The organism is Myceligenerans halotolerans, from assembly GCF_054782975.1.
In genome coordinates, this window is record NZ_BAAGRL010000018.1 from 39,149 (window position 1) to 61,016 (window position 21,868).

The following is a 21,868-nucleotide window of genomic DNA, read 5'->3' on the forward strand; positions in this document are numbered from 1 at the left end:
AGCCTTTCGCCCGCCTGGACGCCTGTCCAGGATGGGCGGCATGGCCACTCGACCTGATTCACCCCTGCCTGCCACCGTTGCCCCGGTGTCCGAGCCCGCGGTCAGCCTCTCCCTCTTCGGCTTCACCACGGACGGCCAGGACGGCGTCTACGACCGGCTGCTCGACCTCGTCGAACTCGCGGAGGCCGAAGGGCTGGAGAACGTCTGGCTCCCGGAGCGGCACTTCGACGACTTCGGCGGCTTCTCCCCGAACCCGGCCGTGCTCGGCGCGATGGTCGCGATGCGCACGACGCGGCTCGGGATCCGGGCGGGCAGCAGTGTCCTGCCGCTGCACTCGGCCGTGTCGGTCGCGGAGGACTGGGCGATGGTGGACGCGGCCTCCGGCGGCCGGGTCGGCATCGGCGTGGCGTTCGGCTGGATGCAGCGGGACTTCGTCCTGTCGGACGCCCCGCATGCCGAGCGGCGCGAGCTCCTGCGGACGCGGATCGGGCAGCTGGAACGCCTCTGGAGGGGCGAGGCGCTGGAGCTCGAGGGGCACTCCGGTGAACGGGCGGCGGTGCGGCTGCACCCCCGCCCGGTCGGCGACCTGCGGCTCTGGCAGGCGTGCCTCGGGAACCCGGACTCGTACTACGAGTCGGGTCGTGGCGGCCGCGGGGTGCTCACCAACCTGATCATGCAGGACCTCGGCCAGCTCGCCGCCAACATCGAGCGGTACCAGCAGGGACGCATCGACGGCGGGCTCGGCCGCGGCGGTGACATCACGGTGCTGGTCCACGCCGCGGTCTCCGACGGGCAGGCCTCGGAGGAGCGGAACATGGAGGCGCTGGAGCGGTACATGCTCTCCACCTTCAGCAGCTCCAGCGAGGACCCCGAGTCGGTCGACGCCGAGGTGTGGAAGCCCCGGATGGTGGCGGCCGCGGAACGGCTCCGCGACGGGCTGTCGCTCGTCGGCCCGGAGTCCGAGTGGCCCGCCTTCACGGAGAAGCTCGCCGGGCTCGGCGTCACCGAGATCACCTGCCTGGTCGACTTCCTGCCGCACGGCGACGCGTGGACCGACACGGTGCGAGCGCTCGGCAGGCTCCGCACGCGGTCGAGCGAGTCCCATGCGTGAGTTCATGAGCGGGTTCCCGACCGGCGTCGCCGTCGTCACCACGACGAGCCGCGACGGTGAGCCCTACGGGCTGACCTGCACGTCCCTGACGAGCGTGGCGCTCGACCCGCCGACCCTCCTGGTGTGCCTGCGGCAGAACTCCGGCGGCACGCTGTCGGTCCTGCTCGGCCGGGGCGCCTTCGCCGTCAACCTGCTGCACGACGGCGCCACGGGCACCGCCAGGCTGATGTCGCGCACCGCGGCAGACCGGTTCTCCGACGTCAGATGGAATCCCTCCCCGCTGCTGGGGCTGCCCTGGCTCGAGGACGACACCCACGCCAACGCCGAGTGCCGTGTCTCGGGAACCGTGGCACGCGGTGACCACACCGTCGTCTTCGGCGAGGTCGCCGGCACGTCGAAGCGCGAGGGCGACCCCCTGCTCTACGGGTATCGCCAGTTCTCCTCGTGGCGGGGCGCCGAACGGTTCTCGGCGGAGCCCCGCAACGCGGAGCCCCGCAACCGATGACTCTCCCCGTCGACCCGAACGTCACAGCCCGTCAGAGGGAGCACGCAGGCATGAATGTCGTCCCGATGTCATCGTCGCAGCGAGGAATGTACTTCGACGCCCAGCTCCGGGACGCGTCCGACTACCACGTCGCGCTGCGCCTGCGGATCGAGCAGGTCGCGCCCGAGCGGTTCGGCGACGCGGTCCGGCGCGTGATGGCCGCACAGCCCGCGCTGCGCAGCGGCGTGCGGAACGTCCGTGGCGGCGTCTCGTACGCCGTCGTGCCGGCCGGCGACGTCGAGACGCCGTTCACCTCCCACGACCTGCGTGGGCGCGAGGACGCCCCGGCGGCCTTCGACGCGATCGCGGCCGAGGCGACGGCAGCTCCCTTCGCCCTGGAGGCCGCGCCGCTGTTCCGCGTCGTCCACGCCCGGTTCGACGGCGAGGACCAGGCCCTCTTCGTCTGCCACCACCTCGTCGCGGACGGACTGTCGGTCAGCTACCTGGTCGAGCAGGTCATGGATCTCGCGCTCGGCGACGACGAACCCGCCGGGGACGCCGAGGAGGACGCCGGGTTCGCCGTCTACCAGGAGAAGCAGGCCAGGCAGCCCGGCGAGCGCAAGGCCGCCCGCGACCAGGAGTTCTGGGCGGGCACGCTGGCCCGCCAGGAGGTCCCGGACCTGTCGCACTGGCTCGAGCCCGCCACGGGCGACGTCGTCGGACGGGAGCTCCGCGTGCCGCTGGACGCCGAGCTGGCCGCCGCGCTGCGGTCCTGCGCCCGGGACGCCGGGGTCTCCGAGTACACCGTCTATCTCGGCGTGTTCGGCCTGCTGCTCGCGCGGTACGCGCACGCCGACGCCGTCGCCGTGTCGATGCCGTTCACCGACCGGCCGGCCCTCGAGATGGAGCACAGCATCGGCTGCTTCATCCGGACGCTGCCCGTCCACGTCGACGCCGCGCCGACGGCGACCCTCCGGGAACTGTTCGGCCGGCTCAGCCAGGAGGTGCTGGGCACCTGGAAGCACGTCGACCATCCGGTGACGAGCCTGCTGGGCGACTACCCCGCCCTGGCCCGCGCGTTCGACGTGACCTTCATCCACGACAGCTTCGCCTACCCCGACGGCGTGCGCGGCGCCGTGCGGCAGGACCCGGTTCCCTTCCCCGGCACGTTCACCGTCATCGTGGAGCAGGTCGACGGCGGCACCGAGCTGGTCCTCCAGTACAAGGAGCCGGTCCTCACCGAGCAGAAGATCCGCCGGTTCGCCGACCGCTACGTGACCCTCCTCGAACAGCTCCCCACCGCGCTGGACGAGCCCGCGGCGTCGCTGCGCGAGTCGTCGCCCGCCCACGACGCCGCGCTGCTGGCGGACCTCTCGCGAACCCACTTCGCCGACTGGACCCCGACCCACCTCGGCGACCTGTTCCTCGCCAGGACGACCGCGGACCCCGCCGGGATCGCCTGGTCCGACGCGTCCCGCGAGTACTCGAACGCCTGGGCCCACGACGCGGCCGCCGTCGTGCAGCGCCGCCTGCTCGACGTCACGGGCGGCGAGAAGAAGCGCGTCGCCGTCCTGCTCACGCGCGGTGCGGAACTGCTCGCCGGCGTCTTCGGCACGGCACTCGCCGGCTGCGCCTACGTGCCGCTGTCCGCGGGCACGCCCGCCGAGCGGCTCGCGCAGATCTTCGCCGACGCGGACATCGCGGTCGTCCTGACCACGTCCGACGCCGACGCCGCGTTCCCCGACGGCGTCACGCGCCTCGACGTCGACACGATCGACGAGCTCGCCGCCCTGCGCGACGACGAGCGGACCGAGACCGGCGTGCGGCCCGCCGACGTCGACGTCTCCCCGGACGACGTCCTCTACATCGAGTACACCTCGGGATCCACGGGTGTCCCCAAGGGCGTCGTCATCACCCACGCCAACATCCAGAACACGGCCCTCGACCTGGAGCGCCGCTTCCCGCTGGAGGCGCAGGACGTCTACCTGCTGAAGACGGCCTTCACGTTCGACATCTTCGGCACGGAGGTCTACGGCTGGCTGGCCGGCGCCGGCCGCCTGCACATCCTGCCGCCCGGCCACGAGGGCGACGTCCTCGCGGTGATCGACGCGATCCGTACCGCCGGCGTGACGCACGTGAACTTCACGCCCACCATGCTGCGCCTCCTGCTCGGCGCCGCCGAGTCGGACGACCGCGCGGACGCCCTCGCGTCACTGAAGTTCCTGTTCAGTGGGGGCGAGGCGCTGACCGCGGACATCGTCGAACGGTTCTGCGCCCTGCCGCTGACCTGCTCCCTGGAGAACGTCTACGGCCCGACCGAGGCCACGATGTGGGCCACCCACAGCACCATCACCTCCGCGGGCACCACGCGCATCGCCCCGATCGGCACGCCCCTGAACGACTACCGCGTCTACGTCGTGGCGGGCTCCGGCGCGCTGTGCGGCGTCGACCTCCCGGGCGAGGTGTGCATCGCGGGCGCGGGCGTCGCCGTCGGCTACCTGAACCGGGACGAGCTCAACGCGACGCAGTTCGTCGAGAACCCGTTCTTCGACGACGCCTCCGACCCCGAGCACATGCGCCGCATGTACCGCACCGGCGACCTCGGCCACTTGCGCGAGGACGGCCGGTTCGCGTTCGTCCGGCGCATCGACCGCCAGGTCAAGGTCGGCGGCGTGCGGATGGAGCTCGGCGAGATCGAGCACGCGCTGCTGCGCACCGAGGGCGTCGCCGAGGCGGCGGTCGTGATCGACGACGACGTCGTCCCGCCCCGCCTGGCGGGCTTCTACACGACACGGGCCGCGACGGGCACGGCCACCCCACTCACCGCGGCCGGCGTGCGGGCCGCGCTGGCCCGCCGCCTCGAACCGCAGATGATTCCGCCGGTGCTGGTCGCGCTGGAGGCGCTCCCCACGTCGACGGCCGGCAAGCTGAACCGCAGGGCGCTCAAGGAGCAACTCGCAGAGCTGCGCCAGGAGCTGGGCGCGGGCGGCGCTCCGGACCAGTCGGCACCGGGAAACCAGGCGGCGACATCCGCCGACGCGCGGGCCCCCCGCGGCTCAGCGGCGGACGGAAACGCCGCCGCACCCGGTGGCCCTTCCGTCACCGAGCGGATCGCGGCCCTCTGGCGGACCGTGCTCGCCACGACCACTCTCGACCCGCGCGCCACCTTCTTCGAACAGGGCGGCAACTCGCTGAGCCTGATGACCCTGCAACTGGAACTGAAGGAAGAGTTCGGCCGCGAGCTCCGGATCACGGACCTCCTCAAGCACACCACCATCGAGGCACAGGCGGGGCTGTTCGCTGATCTCGAGGAGCCCGCGCACCAGGAGCCGACCGAGTCCGCCGAGTCTCCCGCTGCCCCGGCCGCCGCAACCCGCGACATCGCCATCATCGGCATCGGCATCCAGGTCCCGGGCGCGAGCGACGTGCACGAGTTCTGGTCGAACCTGCGCCGCGGCGCCGAGGGCATCACGTTCTACGACGACGACGAGCTGCGCGCGCTCGGCATCCCGGAGAGCGACATCGCCGCCCCGGGATACGTCAAGGCCGCCGGCCGCCTCGACGGCGTCGGCACGTTCGACCACACCCTGTTCGGTATCCCGCCCGCCGAGGCCGGCGACACCTCGCCACAGCTGCGCCTGCTCTACGAGACCTTCTGGCAGGCCTGCGAGGACGCGGGCTACGACCCGACCGCGCTGCCCGGCCGGGTCGGGGTGTTCGCGGGCGGCAACGACGACTTCGCCTGGTACCAGGACAAGGTCATCGGCGCCGAGCGGTACGGCGACGCCTACCAGAACTTCACCCTGGCCACGAACCACTTCCTCAGCACGCGGCTGTCGTACCAGTTCGACCTGACGGGACCGTCCCTGTCCGCCCTGACCGGCTGCTCGACGTCGCTGCTGACGGTGCACCTGGCCGTGCAGTCGCTCCGCCTCGGGGAGTGCGACCTGGCCGTGGCGGGCGGCGTCACCATCGAGCTGCCCAACGACGCCGGCTACCACTACGCCGACGGCATGATGTTCTCCCCGGACGGCCACTGCCGCCCGTTCGACGCGGGCGCGGCGGGCACCATGTTCTCCAACGGGGCGGCGTTGCTGCTGCTCAAGCCGGTGGACGCGGCGGTGCGGGACGGCGACCAGGTCTACGGCGTCATCAAGGGCTCGGCCGTGGGGAACGACGGGCGGCGGAAGCTCTCGTACACGGCCCCCAGCGAGGACGGCCAGTACGAGACGATCCGCGCCGCCTACGAGTCCTCCGGGATCGACCCGGCGACCGTCACCTACGTCGAGGCGCACGGCACCGGCACCCTGCTCGGCGACCCCATCGAGGTCGCGTCGCTGACCCGGGCCTTCGACGGCGTCCCCGCGGGCGAGGTCCTGCTCGGCTCGGTGAAGGGGAACGTGGGCCACACGGACTCCGCCGCCGGATCGGTGGGGCTGAGCAAGGTCGCGCTCAGCCTCCGGCACCGGTACGTGCCGGGAACGCGCAACTACGCGAACCCCAACCCCAACATCGACTTCCGGACCACCCCGTTCCGGGTCACGAGCGAAGGCGAGCCCTGGCGCGGGCGCGAACGGCGCGCGGGGATCAACTCCTTCGGTGTCGGAGGGACCAACGTGCACATGATCGTCGAAGAGGCCCCCCAGGAGGGGACGACACAGCCCGGGCCGACCCAGGACAACGCGTACGAGGTGCTGCAGTTCTCGGCGGCCGGCCCCGAGGCGCTGGACCGGACGGCGGACGCCGTCGTCCGGCACGTCGCGGGCAACGAGGGCATCTCGGTGAGCGACGCCGCCCGGACACTGCGCCAGGGGCGCGCCGAGCTGGCCTACCGCAAGACGATGGTGGTGTCGGCGGCCGAGCCCCGCGACCCGGAGCGGTGGGCCGAACGGATCGGCGCCGCCCGGACCGTGCGGGCCGGGACCGGCGCGCGCACGGCGCTGCTGTTCTCCGGGCAGGGGAACCAGTACCACGCGATGGGGCGCGACCTGTACGGGAGCGACAGCCCGTCGGGCGCGGTCTTCCGCCGGTGGATGGACGAGATCATCGGCCACCTCGCCGACGACGAGGCCGCCGAGTTCCGCGACGTGCTGTACGGCGCCGAGGCCGACGGGCGGATCAACCGCACCGAATGGTCGCAGCTCGCGCTGTTCGCCTCCCAGTTCGCCGCCACGAAGGTGCTGGAGTCGTTCGGCGTCGTCCCCGACGTGATGGTGGGACACAGCATCGGCGAACTGACCGCCGCGGCGCTCGCGGGCGTGTGGGAACTCGGCGACGCGGTGCGGCTGGTCCGCGAGCGAGGCCGGCTCATGCAGGCCCAGGATCCGGGCGTGATGATCGCGGTGCTCGCGCCCGCGGCACAGGTCCGGGGCGTGATCGAGGGCATGGACGGCGTCTGGCTGTCGCTGGACAACTCCGCCGAGCGGTCCGTGGCCGGGATGCGGAGCGAGGTGTTCGACGACGTCGTGCGGCACCTCGACGACGCCGGCCTGGCGGGTATCCCGCTGCAGACGTCGCACGCCTTCCACACGCCGATGATGAGCGACGCCGCGAAGGCGTTCGAGGCCGCGGTCGCCGGCGTCGAGACGCGCGACCCGGCGGTGCCGATCATCTCGAACCGTACGGGCCGGGTCGCCGGGCCGGGCGAGATGACCGACCCGGCGTACTGGGGCGACCACATCACCGGCGAGGTCCGGTTCGCGGAGAGCCTCGCGACGCTGCTGGCGGACGGGCCACTGTGCGGCATCGAGCTCGGGCCGGGCCCGAGCCTCTCGACCTTCGCGGCGCACGCCCCGGGCAAGCGACCCGACCACGTGTTCGTCAACGTGCTGAAGCACGCCGCGGAGCAGGACCCGGACGAGGCATGGCTGCTGAACGCCCTCGGCACCTTGTGGAGCGCCGGCCTGGCCGTGGACTGGAGCCACCACACCACGGGCCGGCGCATCTCGCTGCCGACCTACTCCTTCGAGCGCCACCCCCACCCCGTCACCACGTCGACCCAGGTGGCCTCGGGCGGCGCCGCGGCGGCCGGCCGGCCGCAGTCGCCCGCATCGGTACGGGACGGCGTCACCGCCCGTGAGGCCGCACCCCCCGCGGGCGACGGCACGCCGTCCCGGCACGCGGCTCCTTCCGGCTCCGCGGGTGGAGCGTCCGCCTCGGGTCCGTCACCGCGTGACGCGGGGGCCGGGGATGTGCTCGGAGCGGTGCAAGAGGCGTTCGTCGCCGTGCTCGGGTACGCGGAGATCGACGCCGAGGCCGACTTCTTCGCGCTCGGCGGGGACTCGCTCAAGGCGACGGGACTCGCGGCGCAACTCGGGTCGCGGCTCCGGGTGGGCGTCACCGTCGCGGACGTCTTCGCGGCGCCCACGCCCGCGGCGCTCGCGGAACGGTTCGGCCCGGCGGTGGGAGCCGGGGCGGACGGCGTGCCGACGTCGGACGGGCACCGCCTCACGGCCGCGCCCGAGCAGGACGACTACCCGATCAGCGCCGCCCAGACGCGCATGTACGTTGCGGCGCAGCTCGACCCCGCCACGCTCGTCTACAACATGGCGTCCGCCACCTGGCTCGACGGCACGCTCGACCCGGCCAAGCTGCGCACGGCGGTGGAACGGCTGGTCGCGCGGCACGAGCCGCTGCGCACCACGTTCGCGCTGCGCGACGGCGAGATCCGCCAGCGGATCGCGGCTCCCGGCACGACCGGGCCGCTGCCGCTCGCCTTCTCCACCGCGGCCCATGTCGGCCAGGACGCCGTCGACGGGCTCATGGACCGCTTCGTGCGGCCCTTCGACCTGGCGGCGGGCCCGTTGTTCCGCATGGAGTTGGTCGACCTGGGGCGGACGCCCCCCTCCGAAGGTCCGGAAACGCTACGTCACGAAGCTGGCGGCGGCAGCGGCAGCCTGCTGCTCTTCGACATCCACCACATCGTCGGCGACGCGGTCTCCGCCGAGATCATCGCCCGCGACCTCGGGGACCTCTACGCGGGGGAGCTCCCGCCGCTCGCCGTGCACTACAAGGACGTCGTCATGCACGACGACGACACGCGGGCCCGCGCACTCGCCGATGCCGAGGCGCACCTCCTCGACACGCTGCGGGACGCGCCGTCGGCGGAGCTGCTCGCCACGGACCGGCCGCGGGGCGCCGCGCAGGACGGGGCCGCCGGACGCGTGAAACTGCACCTGGACCCGGCCCGCATGCGGAGCGTGCGAACCCTCGCGGAGGAGCACGCCGCGACGTCGTTCATGGTGCTGCTGTCCGCCTGGGGCGCGACGCTCGCCCGCACGGCCGGCCGCGACGACCTCGTGATCGGCGCGCCCGTGACCGGCCGGACCCTCGCGGAGACGCAGGAGATGGTCGGCATGTTCGTGAACATGATGCCGATCCGGCTCCGCCCGGAGCCGGTCGCGTCGTTCGGCGACTACCTCGACGCGAGCCGCGGCGCGGTGCTCGACGCCCTGAAGCACCAGGACGTGCCCTTCGACCGGCTCGTCGACGGGCTCGGCCTGGAGCGGATCCCCGGCCGGCACCCGCTGTGCGACGTGTCGTTCGACTACCACAACATCGAGCGGCACGACGTCGCGATCGACGGGATCGCGGCCCGCGAGCTCGAGGTGATGCCGGCGGGCGTCGGCATGGACCTCGTCATCACGTGCACGGAGGCCGCCGACGGTCTCGCCGTCGAGCTCGACTATGCGGCCGGGCTGTTCGACCGGGACACGATCGAGCGGCTGGCCGCGCGCTTCGAGGCGCTCCTGGCGGCCGTGTGCCAGGACGAGAGCCTCCCGGTCGGCCGGATCCCGCTCGGCGCCGGTACGGGAGCCGGCGCCTCGACCGGGACCGACGCCGGGGACGCGGCGGAGACGGTCCTCGGCCGTCTGATCGCCGCGCCGTTCACCCCGGTCCACGACATGATCGCGCGGCGGGCGTCCGAGTCCCCGGACGCGACCGCCGTCATCGACGGCAACGGGGACCGCTACACGCTCGCGCAGCTCGACGGCATGGCGAACGCGCAGGCCGCGCGGCTGATCGACGCCGGGCTGCAGCTCGGCGAGCACGTCGCCCTGTTCACGCGGCGGGACGTGAACCTGCTGGTCGCGCAGCTCGCCATCCTCAAGGCCGGCGGCGCCTACCTGCCGATCGACCCGCAGCAGCCCGTCGCGCGGCAGGAGCGGATCCTCGCCGACGCCGCGCCACGGTTCGCCTTCGCGGAGCCGGGCCTCGCGGCGGCGCGCGGCTGGTCGGTGGTCGACGGAGAGATCGCCGGTTCTGCCCGTGCTCTCGGGAACGGGCCGGCCGCGTCGCCGGCCGTGTTCGACCTCTCGCGGTGCACCGAGCTGATCGCACCCGCTCCGACCGGGCGCGTCGTCGGGCCGGACGTCCCCGTCTACGCCGTGTACACGTCGGGCTCCACGGGCCGGCCCAAGGGCATCTCCGTGAAGCACCGCGGCGTGACCAACCTGTGGCACGACCACGCCGGGCGCGGGATCTTCGCGCCGGGCGACGTGATCATCAGCCTGGCCGACCCGACGTTCGACATCTTCACCTTCGAGAGCCTGCTGCCGCTGGCCTCGGGCGCGGCCGTGCACATGTGCCCGGTCAGCGACCAGAAGGACGCCGCCGCGATCGCCGGACGCGTCGAGGCGTACGGGGTGACGCACCTCCAGGTGCCGGTGTCGAAGATGGCGGCGCTCTGCGGCAACCGGTGGTTCCGCGCCCAGCTGCCCGCGCTGCGCGTGGTGGTCTGCGGGGGCGAGCACTTCTCCGAGAACCTGCTGACGCTGCTGCTCCAGGAGAGCGGCGCGCGGATCTTCAACATGTACGGGCCCACCGAGACCACCGTGACCGCGACCGTCAAGGAGTTCGCGCCCGGCGACGACGTGACGATCGGCAGCGCCGTGTCCGGAGCCGCCGTGATCGTCGTCGGCGACGACGGGACGATCCTGCCCGACGGCGAGACCGGCGAGCTGTGCATCGCGGGCGAAGGGCTCGCCGCCGGCTACATCGACGACCCGGAGAAGACCGCCGCGGCGTTCACCGCCCTGCGCGAGCTGCCCGGCGTGCGCGTCTACCGGACCGGCGACGCCGGATACCGGCGGCCGGACGGCGAGATCGTGCTGTCCGGCCGCCTCGACCACCAGGTCAAGGTCAACGGCAACCGCATCGAGCTCGGCGAGATCGAGAAGACCGCGATGCGCGCCGACGGGGTGGAGTACGCCGTCGTCACCGTGTCCGACGGCGACCTGGTGCTGCACTACACGACGGAGGGCACGACGACAGAGGGCGCGACGTCGAACGGCGCCGCGCCGGACACCCCGGCCGGGGGTGCCTCCGACCGGTCGACGGCGATCCTCGCCGAGATCGACGCGGCCCTCCCTGCCTACATGCGCCCCACCCGTCTCCGCCGGCTCGCGGAGATGCCGACGCTCCCCAACAAGAAGGTCGACCGCAAGGCGCTGGAGGCGGCTGCGGCGAGCGGCGGCGAGCCGGCCGCCGACCACGCCAGGACCGGCGGCGACGTGCTCCGCGTGATCCTCGGGGTGTGGGCGGAGGTACTCGGGCGGACCGTCTCGGCCGGCGACAACTTCTTCGACGCCGGCGGGAACTCCTACAAGCTCATGCTGGTCAACAACCGCCTCGGCGAGGAGCTCCAGCAGGACATCCCGCTCGTCCGCCTCTTCGAGAACCCGACGCCGCAGGCCCTGGCCGAGGCGCTGGGCGACACGCCCCCGGCCGTCCGCGGCAGGGAGTCCGCGGAAGCCACCCCGGCGGATTCCGCCTCGACCGCCTCGACCGCCACCGGGATCTCCGTCGACGCCGTGCCCGCAGCCGCCGGAGCCCGCGGGGCAGCCGCGGGACGCGCCGCAGCCGCCGCGCGCGTGGTCGAGGGACGCGACGCCGCCCCCGACTCGTCGTACTTCGAGAGTCTCGGCGCCGAGCTGGCCGGCGAGACCGGCACCATCGCCGCCGTCGACATCGCGGGGATCACCGCGTGGGCCGACCGGCGGGACGACGCCGAGGCGCGGGACCCGAACCGCAAGATCGCGGTGATCGGCATGGCCGGCGTCCTGCCCGGCGCCGCCACCGTCGCCGAGTACTGGGACAACCGCTTCGCCGGCCGCGACAGCATCTCCCTCTTCACCCGCGACGAGCTGCTCGCCTCCGGGTTCGACGAGGCCACCGTCGACGACCCGCGCTACGTCAGCGCCCGCGGGTACGTCGCCGCCGACACCTTCGACGCGGACTTCTTCGAGTACTCCGCCCGCGAGGCCGAGACCATGGACCCGCAGATGCGGCTCCTGCACCAGACCGCCTGGCACGCCCTGGAGGACGCCGGCTACGTGCCCGGCGAGTTCCCCGGCGACATCGCGCTCTTCGCCGGCAGCGGCACGAACTTCCCCTGGATGGCCGGATTCCTCCGGCGCAAGGACGACCCGATCGGGGCGTTCGAGGCGATGACGATGAACGAGAAGGACTTCCTCACCACGAAGGTCGCCTACAAACTCGGCCTCACCGGCCCCGCCGTGAACGTGCAGACGGCATGCTCGACGTCGCTCGTCGCGATCCACGAGGCCGTCAGCTGCCTGCGCCAGGGCGCGGCCGACATGGCGCTCGCGGGCGGCGTCGCCCTCAACTTCCCGCGCAAGGAGGGCTACACCTGGCACGAGGGGATGATCTTCTCGGCCGACGGCGTGTGCCGCCCCTTCTCGCAGGATGCCAACGGCACGGTGGGCGGCCAGGGCGCCGGCGTCGTCCTCCTCAAGCCGCTCGACGCGGCACTGGCCGACGGCGACCACGTCTACGCCGTCATCGCCGGCAGCGCGACGAACAACGACGGCCGCGCCAAGGTCGGCTACACCGCTCCGAGCGTGCGCGGCCAGGAACAGGTGATCCGCACCGCACTCTCCGACGCCGGCGTGAACCCCGACGACGTCGCCTACGTCGAGACCCACGGCACGGGCACCCTGCACGGCGACCCGATCGAGTTCCAGTCGCTCTCCAAGGTCTACGGCAAGAACCGCCCGGTCGCACTGGGCGCGGCCAAGGCCAACGTCGGTCACCTCGACGCGGCCGCGGGCGTCGCCGGATTCTTCGGCGCGGTCGGCGTCGTCAACCGCGGCATGGTCCCGCCCATGGCCAACTTCACGGCCATGAACCCGAGCATCGACGGGGACGGCTCGATCTACGTGCCGACCCGCGCGACGGCCCCCGTGGGAGGCGTGGCGCTCGCAGCCGTGAGCTCCTTCGGGATCGGCGGCACCAACGCGCACGTCATCCTGGAGCCCGCGCCGGCGCGTCCGGCGTCGTCGGACACGGACGACGACGGCGAGCGGATCCTCCCGGTCTCCGCGCGCACCGGGAACTCCCTGCGCCGGATGCGGGACACGCTGGCGGACTTCGTCGGCGAGGGCGGCCCGGTGCGCGACATCTCGGCCACCCTGGCCCGGGGCCGCGCGGAGTTCGAGCACCGCGCCGCCGCGATCCGCGTGCCCGGCGGGGCCCTCGAGTGGATCGAGCCGGGCGCGCACGCCCTCGCCATCGACGCGTCCGACGGGGTGCGGCTGACGGTCCCGGCCGACCTGCCGGACGACACCTCCCCGGCCGGGCAGGCGTTCGTCCGGGCCCTGGACCGCGTGCTGCGCGTCTTCGAGGACGGCCTGCGGGCGCGGGTGCGCGCGGCGTTGTCCGAGGCCGTCACGCCGGAGGACCTCCCGGTCGACCGCATCTCCCAGTTCGTGGTCCGGGTGGCGATCGCCCGCTTCGCCGGGTACGACGGCCTGCGGGCGCGCGGCGGGGACGACCGGCTGCTGCGCATCGCCCTCGGCGTGGCGAGCGCCGAGATCAGCTCCGGTGACGCGATGCAGCACCTGCGGGCCGGGACGGCTCCGGACCGGGCGCGGCAGGCGGTGCCGACGGCGGTCACCCCCGTCGGGGCCGGTGGCGTGGTCACCCCGGACGTGCTGCGGCGCGTGCTCGCCTCCCGCTGGGTGCGCGGCGGCGACGTCGACCGGACGCTGTTCTGCGCGGACGGCCGGCGTGTCCCCGCCCCGGGCTACGCGTTCGAGCCGCGCCCCTTCCCATCCGACGTCCGCTGGGACGAGATCGGCGGCGTCCCCACGGCGCCGGACCGGCAGGCCTCCGCCCCCGCGACCGTGCCGGCCCCTGCGACCGAGCCCGCCGTCGCGGCCGGGCCCGCGGCGGCCGCGGCCGGACTCGACCTCGACGCCGTGCGCGAGGCCTGGGTCGAGGTGCTCGGCTCAGAGCCCACCGACGACGCGGACTTCCTCCGCACGGGCGGCGACTCCCTGACCGCGGTGCGGTTCACCGCCCTCGTCGAGAAGCGCACCGGCATCGCGATCACGGTCGGCGAGATGTTCGCCGACGCGAGCTACGCCGCGATCCGCGACATCCTGGCCGCCAGGGCGCAGGCAGCGCCCGCCACCGAGCGCACCGTCGAGCGGCCGGCCGAGTCCTCCGCCGAGCCCCCCGCCGAGTCCGCGCCCCCGCCGCCCGCCGAGATCGTCGAGACCCCGGCGTCGCCCGCGCAGCGCCGGATGTACGCGGTCTGCGCGCTGCGCGACGACGACACGGCCTACAACCTCGCCCTCGCGTACCGGGTGACCGGCCGGCTCTACGTCGACCGGCTGCGGGACGCGTTCCGGCAGGTCGTCGGGCGGCACGAGCAGCTGCGCACGTCGTTCCACCTGGCCGCCGAGGGCACGCTGGTGCAGCGCGTGCACACCGAGGTGCCCGACGTCGTCCGTGTCACCGCCGTGACCGCCGCCGACGTCGAGGCCCGCCTCGCGGCCGGACCGCGGCCGTTCGACCTCGCGACCGCCCCGCTGCTGCGGGCCGAGATCCTGAGCGTCGACGACGACCTGCACTACCTGCTCCTCGACATGCACCACATCGTCGGGGACCAGGCGTCCCTGGGGATCATCGCCGACGACCTCGCCCGCGCGATGCGCGGCCGTTCCCTGGGCGCCGCGCCCCTGCCGTACGCCGACCACGTCGCCGCGCAGGCCCGGCTCGAGGAGACCGGCCGGCTCGACGCGGACGTCGAGTACTTCGCCACCCGGCTGCGCGGCGACGTGCCGCGGCTCGAGCTCCCGGCGGACCGCACCCCGCCGGAGCTCGCCACCCTCGACGGCGACCGGCTCGGTCTCACCTGCACGGCGAGCCGCCGGGCCGTGACCGACCTGGCCCGGGAGTGCGGCGCGACGCCGTACATGGTGTTCCTCGCCGCGCTCACCCGGGTGCTGGGCCTGTACAGCGGCCAGCGGGAGTTCCTGCTGGGCACGGCCGTCTCCGGGCGCACCGTCCCCGGGAGCGAGCACACCGTGGGGATGTTCGTGAACACCCTGCCGCTGCGGGTCGCCGACCAGTCGGAGCGCGCGGTGCGCGACGCGGTCGCGGCGGCGAAGGACAGCGCGGCGGCCGTGCTCGGGCACTCGAACGCGCCGTTCGAGGCGGTGCTGGCCCGGCTCGGCATCCAGCCCGGGGGTGACGCGAACCCGCTGTTCGACGTCCTGTTCAACTACGTCAGCACCGGCACCGAGGAGCTCGAGCTCGACGGCGTCCGGATCGATCCGCTGCCGCACGGCCGGATCAAGAGCCGCTACGCGCTCTCCGTCAGCGTCGCGGAGCGTGCGGACGACTTCACCGTCGACATCGAGTACCGCACGGAGATGTTCGACGACGCCACGATCGCGCGCCTCGGCACCCAGCTGGACCAGCTGCTGCTCGCCATGACGCAGGACGCCGGGCGCAGCGTCGCGGAACTGCCGCTGGAGACACCCGCCGAGCGGGAGCTGCGGCGGGCGGAACTGACCGCCGCGGGGCCCGCGATCACCGGGTCGCTGCTCGCCCGGATCCAGGGCTCGTTCGCCGAGCACGCGGACCTGCCCGCGCTGCGCTGGAAGGGGCAGGAGTGGAGCTACGCGGAGCTCGGCCGCCTCACCGACGACCTGGCCGGAGGGCTGCAGGACGCGGGGGTCCGCGCCGGTGACTTCGTGCTCTGCCTCCTGGAGCGCGGGCCGTGGCAGGTGTTCACCCGCGTCGCGCTCATGAAGTGCGGCGCGATCGAGGTCCCGCTCGACGCGGGCCTGCCGGACGAACGGGTCGCCGGGATCCTGGCCGACAGCGGCGCCGCCGTCGTCCTGGCCACGACGCCGGAGGCGCGGGACTGGCCCGGCGCCGTCGTCGCCCACCGGCCCGAGGACCTGACGGGGACGTACGCGCCGCCGTCGGACGTCACGGCCGACAGCCCGCTGGTCATGATCTACACGTCGGGCACGACGGGCACGCCCAAGGGCACCCTCGTCACCCACGGCGGTGTGCTCAGCACCTGCGCGGACAACGGCTACATGGACTACGCCCCCGGGATGCGGGTCCTGCACCTGACGGGATACACGTTCGACCCGTCGCTGCTCGACGTCCACAGCGCGTTCCTCGCCGGCGCGACCCTGGTCATGGGCGGCCACGAGCACAACATGGACATGAACCTCCTGGCGGAATTCCTCCGCGAGGAGCGGGCCGACGCGGGCATCCTCATCACCGCGGTGTTCCACCTGCTGATGGCCGAGCGCCCCGAGGCCGTCGCGGGGATGTCCGCGCTGTACGTCGGCGGCGAGGCGATGCAGCCGTGGGCGGCGCAGCGCGCCTTCGACCAGCTGGGGGCCGGAAAGCTCTACAACCTCTACGGGCCCACGGAGGCGTCGGTCTGCACGACGTACTTCCGCGTCGACGAGTACCCGGACTTCGCGCGGATGCCGATCGGTGTCCCCGCCCGGAACCGTGACCTCTACATCGTGCACCCGGACGGCTCCGACGTGCCGCGCGGGGTGCCCGGCGAGCTCTGCGTGGGCGGCCCGAGCGTAGCGCTCGGCTACCACCGGCGGCCCGAGCTGACGGCCGAGAAGTTCGTCGACGGCCTGGCCGGGGACGCCGGTCGCGTCTACCGCACGGGCGACCGCGTGGTGCTGGACGAGGCCGGACGCATCGTCTACCTCGACCGCATCGACCGGCAGATCAAGCACGCCGGGTACCGGATCGAGCTCTCCGAGATCGAGCTGGCGCTCCAGGGCTGCCCCGGGGTGTCCGACGCCGTCGTCCTCCACACCAAGGACGGCAACGACAGCCGGCTGACCGGGTTCTGCAAGGCGGAGCCGGCGACGGACGGCGCACCGACCGAGGCCGGGCTGCGCGAACGGCTCGCCACGAAGCTGCCGCGCTACATGATCCCGCAGCGCGTGATCGTCCTGCCGGAGTTCCCGCTGACCGCGCACGGCAAGGTCGACCGCAAGCAGCTGGCCACCCTGATCGACACCCCGGCGGGCGCCGCTCCGGTCGCGCCGGCCCCGGCCGAGCCGGAGGCCGACGTGCTGACCGTGTTCCGGGAGGTCCTCGCGGCGCCGGGGCTCACCGGGGCCGACGACTTCTTCGCCGCCGGCGGGCAGTCGCTCCAGGCGATCGCCGTGGTGCGGAAGCTCCGCGAATCCGGCGTGGAACTGCAGGTGAGCGACCTGTACCGGAACCCGACGGCGGACGGTCTCCGCGCGCTCCGGCAGCCCGCGCCCCCGGCCGGCGCGGCGCCGGAGCCCGCGAGGATCCCCGAGAAGCCGCGGCGCGTGGTCCCGGCGGAACAGCTCCGCAAGATCGTGTCCTGGGCCGCCGACGACGCCCGCCGCGTCGCGGAGTCCTACGCCGGCGAGCCCGCCGCGCACGGCTTCGACATCGGTGCCCTGGCCCGGCTGCACCGCGCGAGCGGCAGCGAGACCGGCGGCTTCATCCAGACCGTCACCGGCGTCGGCGTCGAGGACCTGCGGGACGGCATCGCGGCGACGGCGATCCGCCACGAGGCCCTCCGCGCCCGCCTCGCCGGGGACAGCTTCGAGATCGTCGGCCCCGGCGCGTTCGGCGACCTGTCCGGCCTGATCGCGGTCCAGGACGCCCGCCGGATCGACCGGGACCAGGCCGCCGCCGTCGTCGGCGACCTGGCGCATGCCCTGCAGGAACAGCCCTTCACCGACGGCCTGCTGTGGCGGTGCGTGGCGGTCCGGGTCTCCGACGACGAGCTGCGGCTGGTCTGGGCCTTCCACCACGGCGTCTTCGACGGGTTCAGCGCCGGGATCCTGCGGGACGAGACGGTGCGTGCCGCCCGGGGCGCCGAGCTCCCCGCGCCGCGGCAGTTCGGCGCGTACCTCGCGGCCCTCGGACAGGACCCGGACTGGCAGGCCGGCCTCGAGGACTTCGACCACGCCGCCTGGCTCGCGGCGAACCGGGCGCTGGGACACGCCGAGGCCGAGGACGCCGCGGCGTCCGGGGAACCGCCCCGGCGGTACAGCGCTCCGCTGGTCGACGGCGAGAACCCGCTGGACGCGGCCCTCACCCTCGTCCACGCGCAGCTCGCCCGGCTGAGCGGCGCAGAGCAGGTCGCCGTCGGCTTCGTGAACAGCTCGCGGCGATGGGCGGGCGAGGACTGGTCCGACTGCGTGGGCGAGTTCCTCGACGTCGTCCCCGTGCTGCTGACCGGCGACGGCGACCAGGCCGCGGTGGCGGACCGCCTGGCGCGGGCGCAGCGGGCGGGCCTGCACTTCGTCCACGCCCTGGCCGGCGGGCCCGAGGACCCCGGCGGGGCCGGACCCCTCGGAGCCGAGGACGCCCACGCCCTCCGCGCCGCCTACCGCAACGACCCGGGGAGGCTCGACCTGACCCTCGTCAACTTCCAGGGCCACATCCCCCCGCACGAGATCCCCGAGGACGCGCCGGGCGGGGCACCCACCCTGGCGCGCACCCACATCAACGTCTGGCACGACGACGACGCCCTCCACCTCGAGTGGATCAGCGCCGTCCGGGTGCCGCAGGAAGCGGGAGAGCCGCGATGACCGCCGTCACCTCCACCACCTCCCCGTCCACCGCACCGGTCGTGATCACCGGCCTGGCGCTGCGCCTGCCCGGCGCCGCGAACCAGGACGACTTCTGGCAGCTCCTGATCGACGGCGTCGACCGCACCGCCCCCGTCAGCGACCGCCGCCGCGCCCTCGCGCGCGCGCCGTGGTGGGACGACATCATCGGCGAGGTCGAGGGCATCGAGCTGTTCGACGCCGGATTCTTCGGCGTCGACGAGGACGAGGCGCGGTTCATGGACCCGCAGCACCGGGTCGGCATGGAGGTCGCGTACGACGCCCTGTGCGACGCCGGCCTCGCCGAGTCGGGCGAGCGCACGGCCCGGCGCTACTCCGTGCACATGGCGATGACCGGCAACCCCTACTACGGCCTCGTCTGCCGCTACCTCGACGAGCACGGCCCGGCCGGCCTGCCCCCGCGCACCATCATGAACACCTACCACGGTGCGCTGGCCGCGCGGATCTCCCACCAGTTCGACCTCACCGGTCCGGTCATGGCCGTGGACACGGCCTGCTCGTCGTTCCTCTCGGCACTGGTGCAGGGCATCGACTCCATCCGGAACGGGGGCTGCGACGGCGCCGTCGTCGGCGGGGTCAACCTGCTCAGCGCCGCGTACACGACGATGCTGTGCAACGCCGGCGGCATCACGACCTCCCACCCGCACACCCGCGTGTTCGACGAGGCGGCGGACGGCACGCTGATCGGCGAGGGCGCGGTCGTGGTCGTCCTCGAACGGGAGGACGTCGCGCGGGCGGGGAACCGCCGGATCTACGGGCGGATCGCCGCGCACGCCATCAACAACGACGGCTCGGCGCTGAGCATCATGGCGCCCAACCCGCGCGGCCAGGGCGACGTGATCCGCGACGCGTACGCGGACGGCGCCGTCGACCCCACCGCGATCGGCTACATCGAGACGCACGGCGCCGGCACGCGGGTGGGCGACCCGATCGAGGTGAACGCGCTGTCGAAGATCTACCGGAAGGAAGACCTCGGCGACGCGACGATCGGCCTCGGCTCCGTCAAGTCCAACATCGGGCACCTGCTGAGCGCCGCCGGCGGCGCCGGCCTCGCGAAGCTCCTGCTCAGCCTGGAGCGCGGGCAGCTGGCGCCGAACGTGCACCTCACGACGACGAACCCGCTGCTCCGGCTGGAGAAGACCCCCTTCGACGTGGTGACCTCGGCCAGGTCGTGGCCGCGGACGGACGGACGGCCGCGAGCGGGCGCGATCACCTCGCTCGGTCTCGGCGGGACGAACGTGCACGTCGTGATCCAGGAGGCCGGCGACGGCGGGCGCCCGCGCGGTGTGCTGCCGGAGCCGGTGGTCTGTCTCTCTGCGACGTCCGAGGACGCGCTGCGGCAGATGATCAAGGAGGCCGAGCGGCACGGCGCCGACGGCGCCGACCCGTACGACCTCGCGATGACGCTCGCCCGCTTCCGCCCGGCATACGACTGGCGGGCGACCGCCGTCCTCGACCCGGCGACCGGCGCGATGACCGACGTCCGCGTGAACCATGTCGCCAGGCCCGACCGCCGGCCCAAGGGCGAACCGCCTACGACGCTCGGGGCCGCCGCGGAGCGCTTCCTGGACGGCGGCGCCGTCGACTGGACGCAGTTCTTTCCCGACGGGACCGGGACGATTCTCCGTCTCGACCCGTACCCCTTCTCCCGTACGCCGTACTGGCTGGAATTCTGACCCACCGAAAGGAAACAGACATGACGAAGGACGAGATCAAGGCCGTTCTCATCAAGGAGATCGCCGCCGAGTTGTCCATCGCTCCCGCCGACGTCGAGGACGACGAGGGCTTCATGCAGCTCGGTGTGTCCTCCGTGCAGGCGCTGAAGATCGTGAACCGCCTGCGCAAGGAACTCGGCATGGACATCAACCCGGTCGCGCTCTTCGAGTTCAAGACGGTCGACGACATCAGCGCCTACCTCGCGGAGGAAGCGGAGGAACACGCCTCATGACGGCGACCCTGGGAACGAGCGTCGCCGGAAGCGGCAGCGAGGACGCGACGAAGGAGCGGCTGAGCCCGGCGACCGCGGGAAGCTCTGCGAACCGTGCCTACCACGACCGGGTCAAGAAGATCCTGCCGGGCGGTGTGCACTACAACTTCAACATGCCCTGGGAAGAGGTGCCGATCCACTTCACCGGCGGCCGGGGCAGCCGTCTGTTCGACATGGACGGCAACGAGTACCTCGACCTGTACGCGCGGTTCGGCGCGATGATCCTCGGGCATTCCAACGAGGAATATCTCGAGGCGCTCGGAACCGCGATGCGGGACGTGCTGTGCGCCAGCCACACGGACTTCGACGCCGACGCGCTCGAGCTCATGAACCAGCACATCCCCTGCGCGGAGATGATCCGGTTCGGCGTGTCCGGCTCGGAGATCCTGCAGGCGGCGCTCCGCCTGGCCCGCGCGTACACGGGGCGCAACCGGTTCGTGCGGTTCGAGAACCACTTCCACGGCAGCTACGACAACATCATGGGCGGCCGCGTGCCCGACCGCGACAACCCCGTCCCCGTGGACTTCCGCGGCGACTTCAAGGGGACCGCGGGACGGGCCACCGACATCATGGCCGACCAGTCGTACATGCTGCCGTGGAACGACGCCGAGGCGCTCGAGGCGTTCCTCGCCGAACGCGGCGAGGAGATCGCCTGCGTGCTCACCGAGCCGGTGTGCGTCAACGGAGGATCCGTCGAGCCCGCCCCGGGATACCTGGAGCGGGTGCGCGAGCTGTGCACGCGGTACGGCGTCGTCCTCATCTTCGACGAGATGATCACCGGCATGCGGATGGGGCTCGGCGGCGCCCAGAAGGCGTTCGGCGTGACGCCGGACCTGGCCACCTTCGGCAAGGCGGTCGCCGGCGGCGGCGTCCCGATCGCCGCGCTGGCCGGCAAGCGCTCGATCATGCAGCTGCTGGAGAGCAAGAGGGTCGTCCACGCGGGCACGTTCAACGGGTACTCGCTGGGCACGGCCGGCGTGCGGGCGACGTTCGAGATCCTCGGCCGCGACGACGAGGCGGCCCTGACCGGCATGCGTCGCCGCGCCGAGGCCATCCACGAGATCCTCCGCGCCGAGGCGGAGCGGGTGGACCTGCCGCTGATCGTGCAGGGCCCGCCGGGCCTGGCCTCGTTCCACTGCTGCGAGAAGCCGCTGGAGGCGCCCGCCCAGTACGACTTCGACCTGATGGGCAAGGACATCATCGTCACCACCGCGCTCCAGCGGCACGGCGTCCTCGTGTCCACCATGTCGCGCATCTACACCAACGCCCAGCTGTCGGACGCCGACGTCGAGTTCTTCGCCGAGCGCGCGCCGAAGGCCCTCGACGAGGCCGGGCAGCAGATCCGCGAAATCTACTCGTGAGCACGG

At 73.2% G+C, this 21,868-nt stretch carries 6 protein-coding genes; all 6 read left to right on the forward strand.

Annotation, left to right across the window (positions count from 1 at the left end):
- The first annotated feature begins 85 nt into the window (after positions 1-85).
- Genes ACYVK5_RS12865 through ACYVK5_RS12890 form a run of 6 tightly spaced genes read left to right on the forward strand, consistent with a single transcriptional unit; the run spans position 86 to position 21,862 of the window.
- The gene (locus tag ACYVK5_RS12865; RefSeq protein ID WP_460705511.1) at positions 86-1,111 is read left to right on the forward strand and encodes a MupA/Atu3671 family FMN-dependent luciferase-like monooxygenase; all 1,026 of its coding nucleotides are present in this window, start codon (positions 86-88) and stop codon (positions 1,109-1,111) included.
- Positions 1,104-1,616: a flavin reductase family protein gene (locus ACYVK5_RS12870; RefSeq protein WP_460705513.1), complete on the forward strand. Its 513-nt coding sequence runs from the start codon at positions 1,104-1,106 to the stop codon at positions 1,614-1,616. The genes ACYVK5_RS12865 and ACYVK5_RS12870 overlap by 8 nt, the downstream gene beginning before the upstream one ends.
- A gap of 50 nt (positions 1,617-1,666) precedes the next feature.
- Entirely contained in the window at positions 1,667-18,475 is a 16,809-nt protein-coding gene (locus ACYVK5_RS12875; RefSeq protein ID WP_460705515.1) for an amino acid adenylation domain-containing protein, read from the forward strand.
- The gene (locus ACYVK5_RS12880; protein ID WP_460705517.1) at positions 18,472-20,190 is read left to right on the forward strand and encodes a polyketide synthase; all 1,719 of its coding nucleotides are present in this window, start codon (positions 18,472-18,474) and stop codon (positions 20,188-20,190) included. The genes ACYVK5_RS12875 and ACYVK5_RS12880 overlap by 4 nt, the downstream gene beginning before the upstream one ends.
- 20 nt (positions 20,191-20,210) lie before the next feature.
- Positions 20,211-20,462 carry an acyl carrier protein gene (locus tag ACYVK5_RS12885; RefSeq protein ID WP_460705519.1) on the forward strand — a complete coding sequence of 84 codons (252 nt, stop codon included), beginning with the start codon at positions 20,211-20,213 and terminating at the stop codon, positions 20,460-20,462.
- Complete coding sequence (locus ACYVK5_RS12890) at positions 20,459-21,862, forward strand: aspartate aminotransferase family protein (protein ID WP_460705521.1); 1,404 nt, start codon at positions 20,459-20,461, stop codon at positions 21,860-21,862. The genes ACYVK5_RS12885 and ACYVK5_RS12890 overlap by 4 nt, the downstream gene beginning before the upstream one ends.
- Positions 21,863-21,868 lie beyond the last annotated feature (6 nt).

Bases quoted from the DNA above. Each gene is read 5' to 3' on its own strand.
- ACYVK5_RS12885 (WP_460705519.1), top strand. From the start codon at position 20,211: ATGACGAAGGACGAGATCAAGGCCGTTCTCATCAAGGAGATCGCCGCC.
- ACYVK5_RS12870 (WP_460705513.1), top strand. From the start codon at position 1,104: ATGCGTGAGTTCATGAGCGGGTTCCCGACCGGCGTCGCCGTCGTCACC.
- ACYVK5_RS12875 (WP_460705515.1), top strand. From the start codon at position 1,667: ATGAATGTCGTCCCGATGTCATCGTCGCAGCGAGGAATGTACTTCGAC.
- ACYVK5_RS12890 (WP_460705521.1), top strand. From the start codon at position 20,459: ATGACGGCGACCCTGGGAACGAGCGTCGCCGGAAGCGGCAGCGAGGAC.
- ACYVK5_RS12880 (WP_460705517.1), top strand. From the start codon at position 18,472: ATGACCGCCGTCACCTCCACCACCTCCCCGTCCACCGCACCGGTCGTG.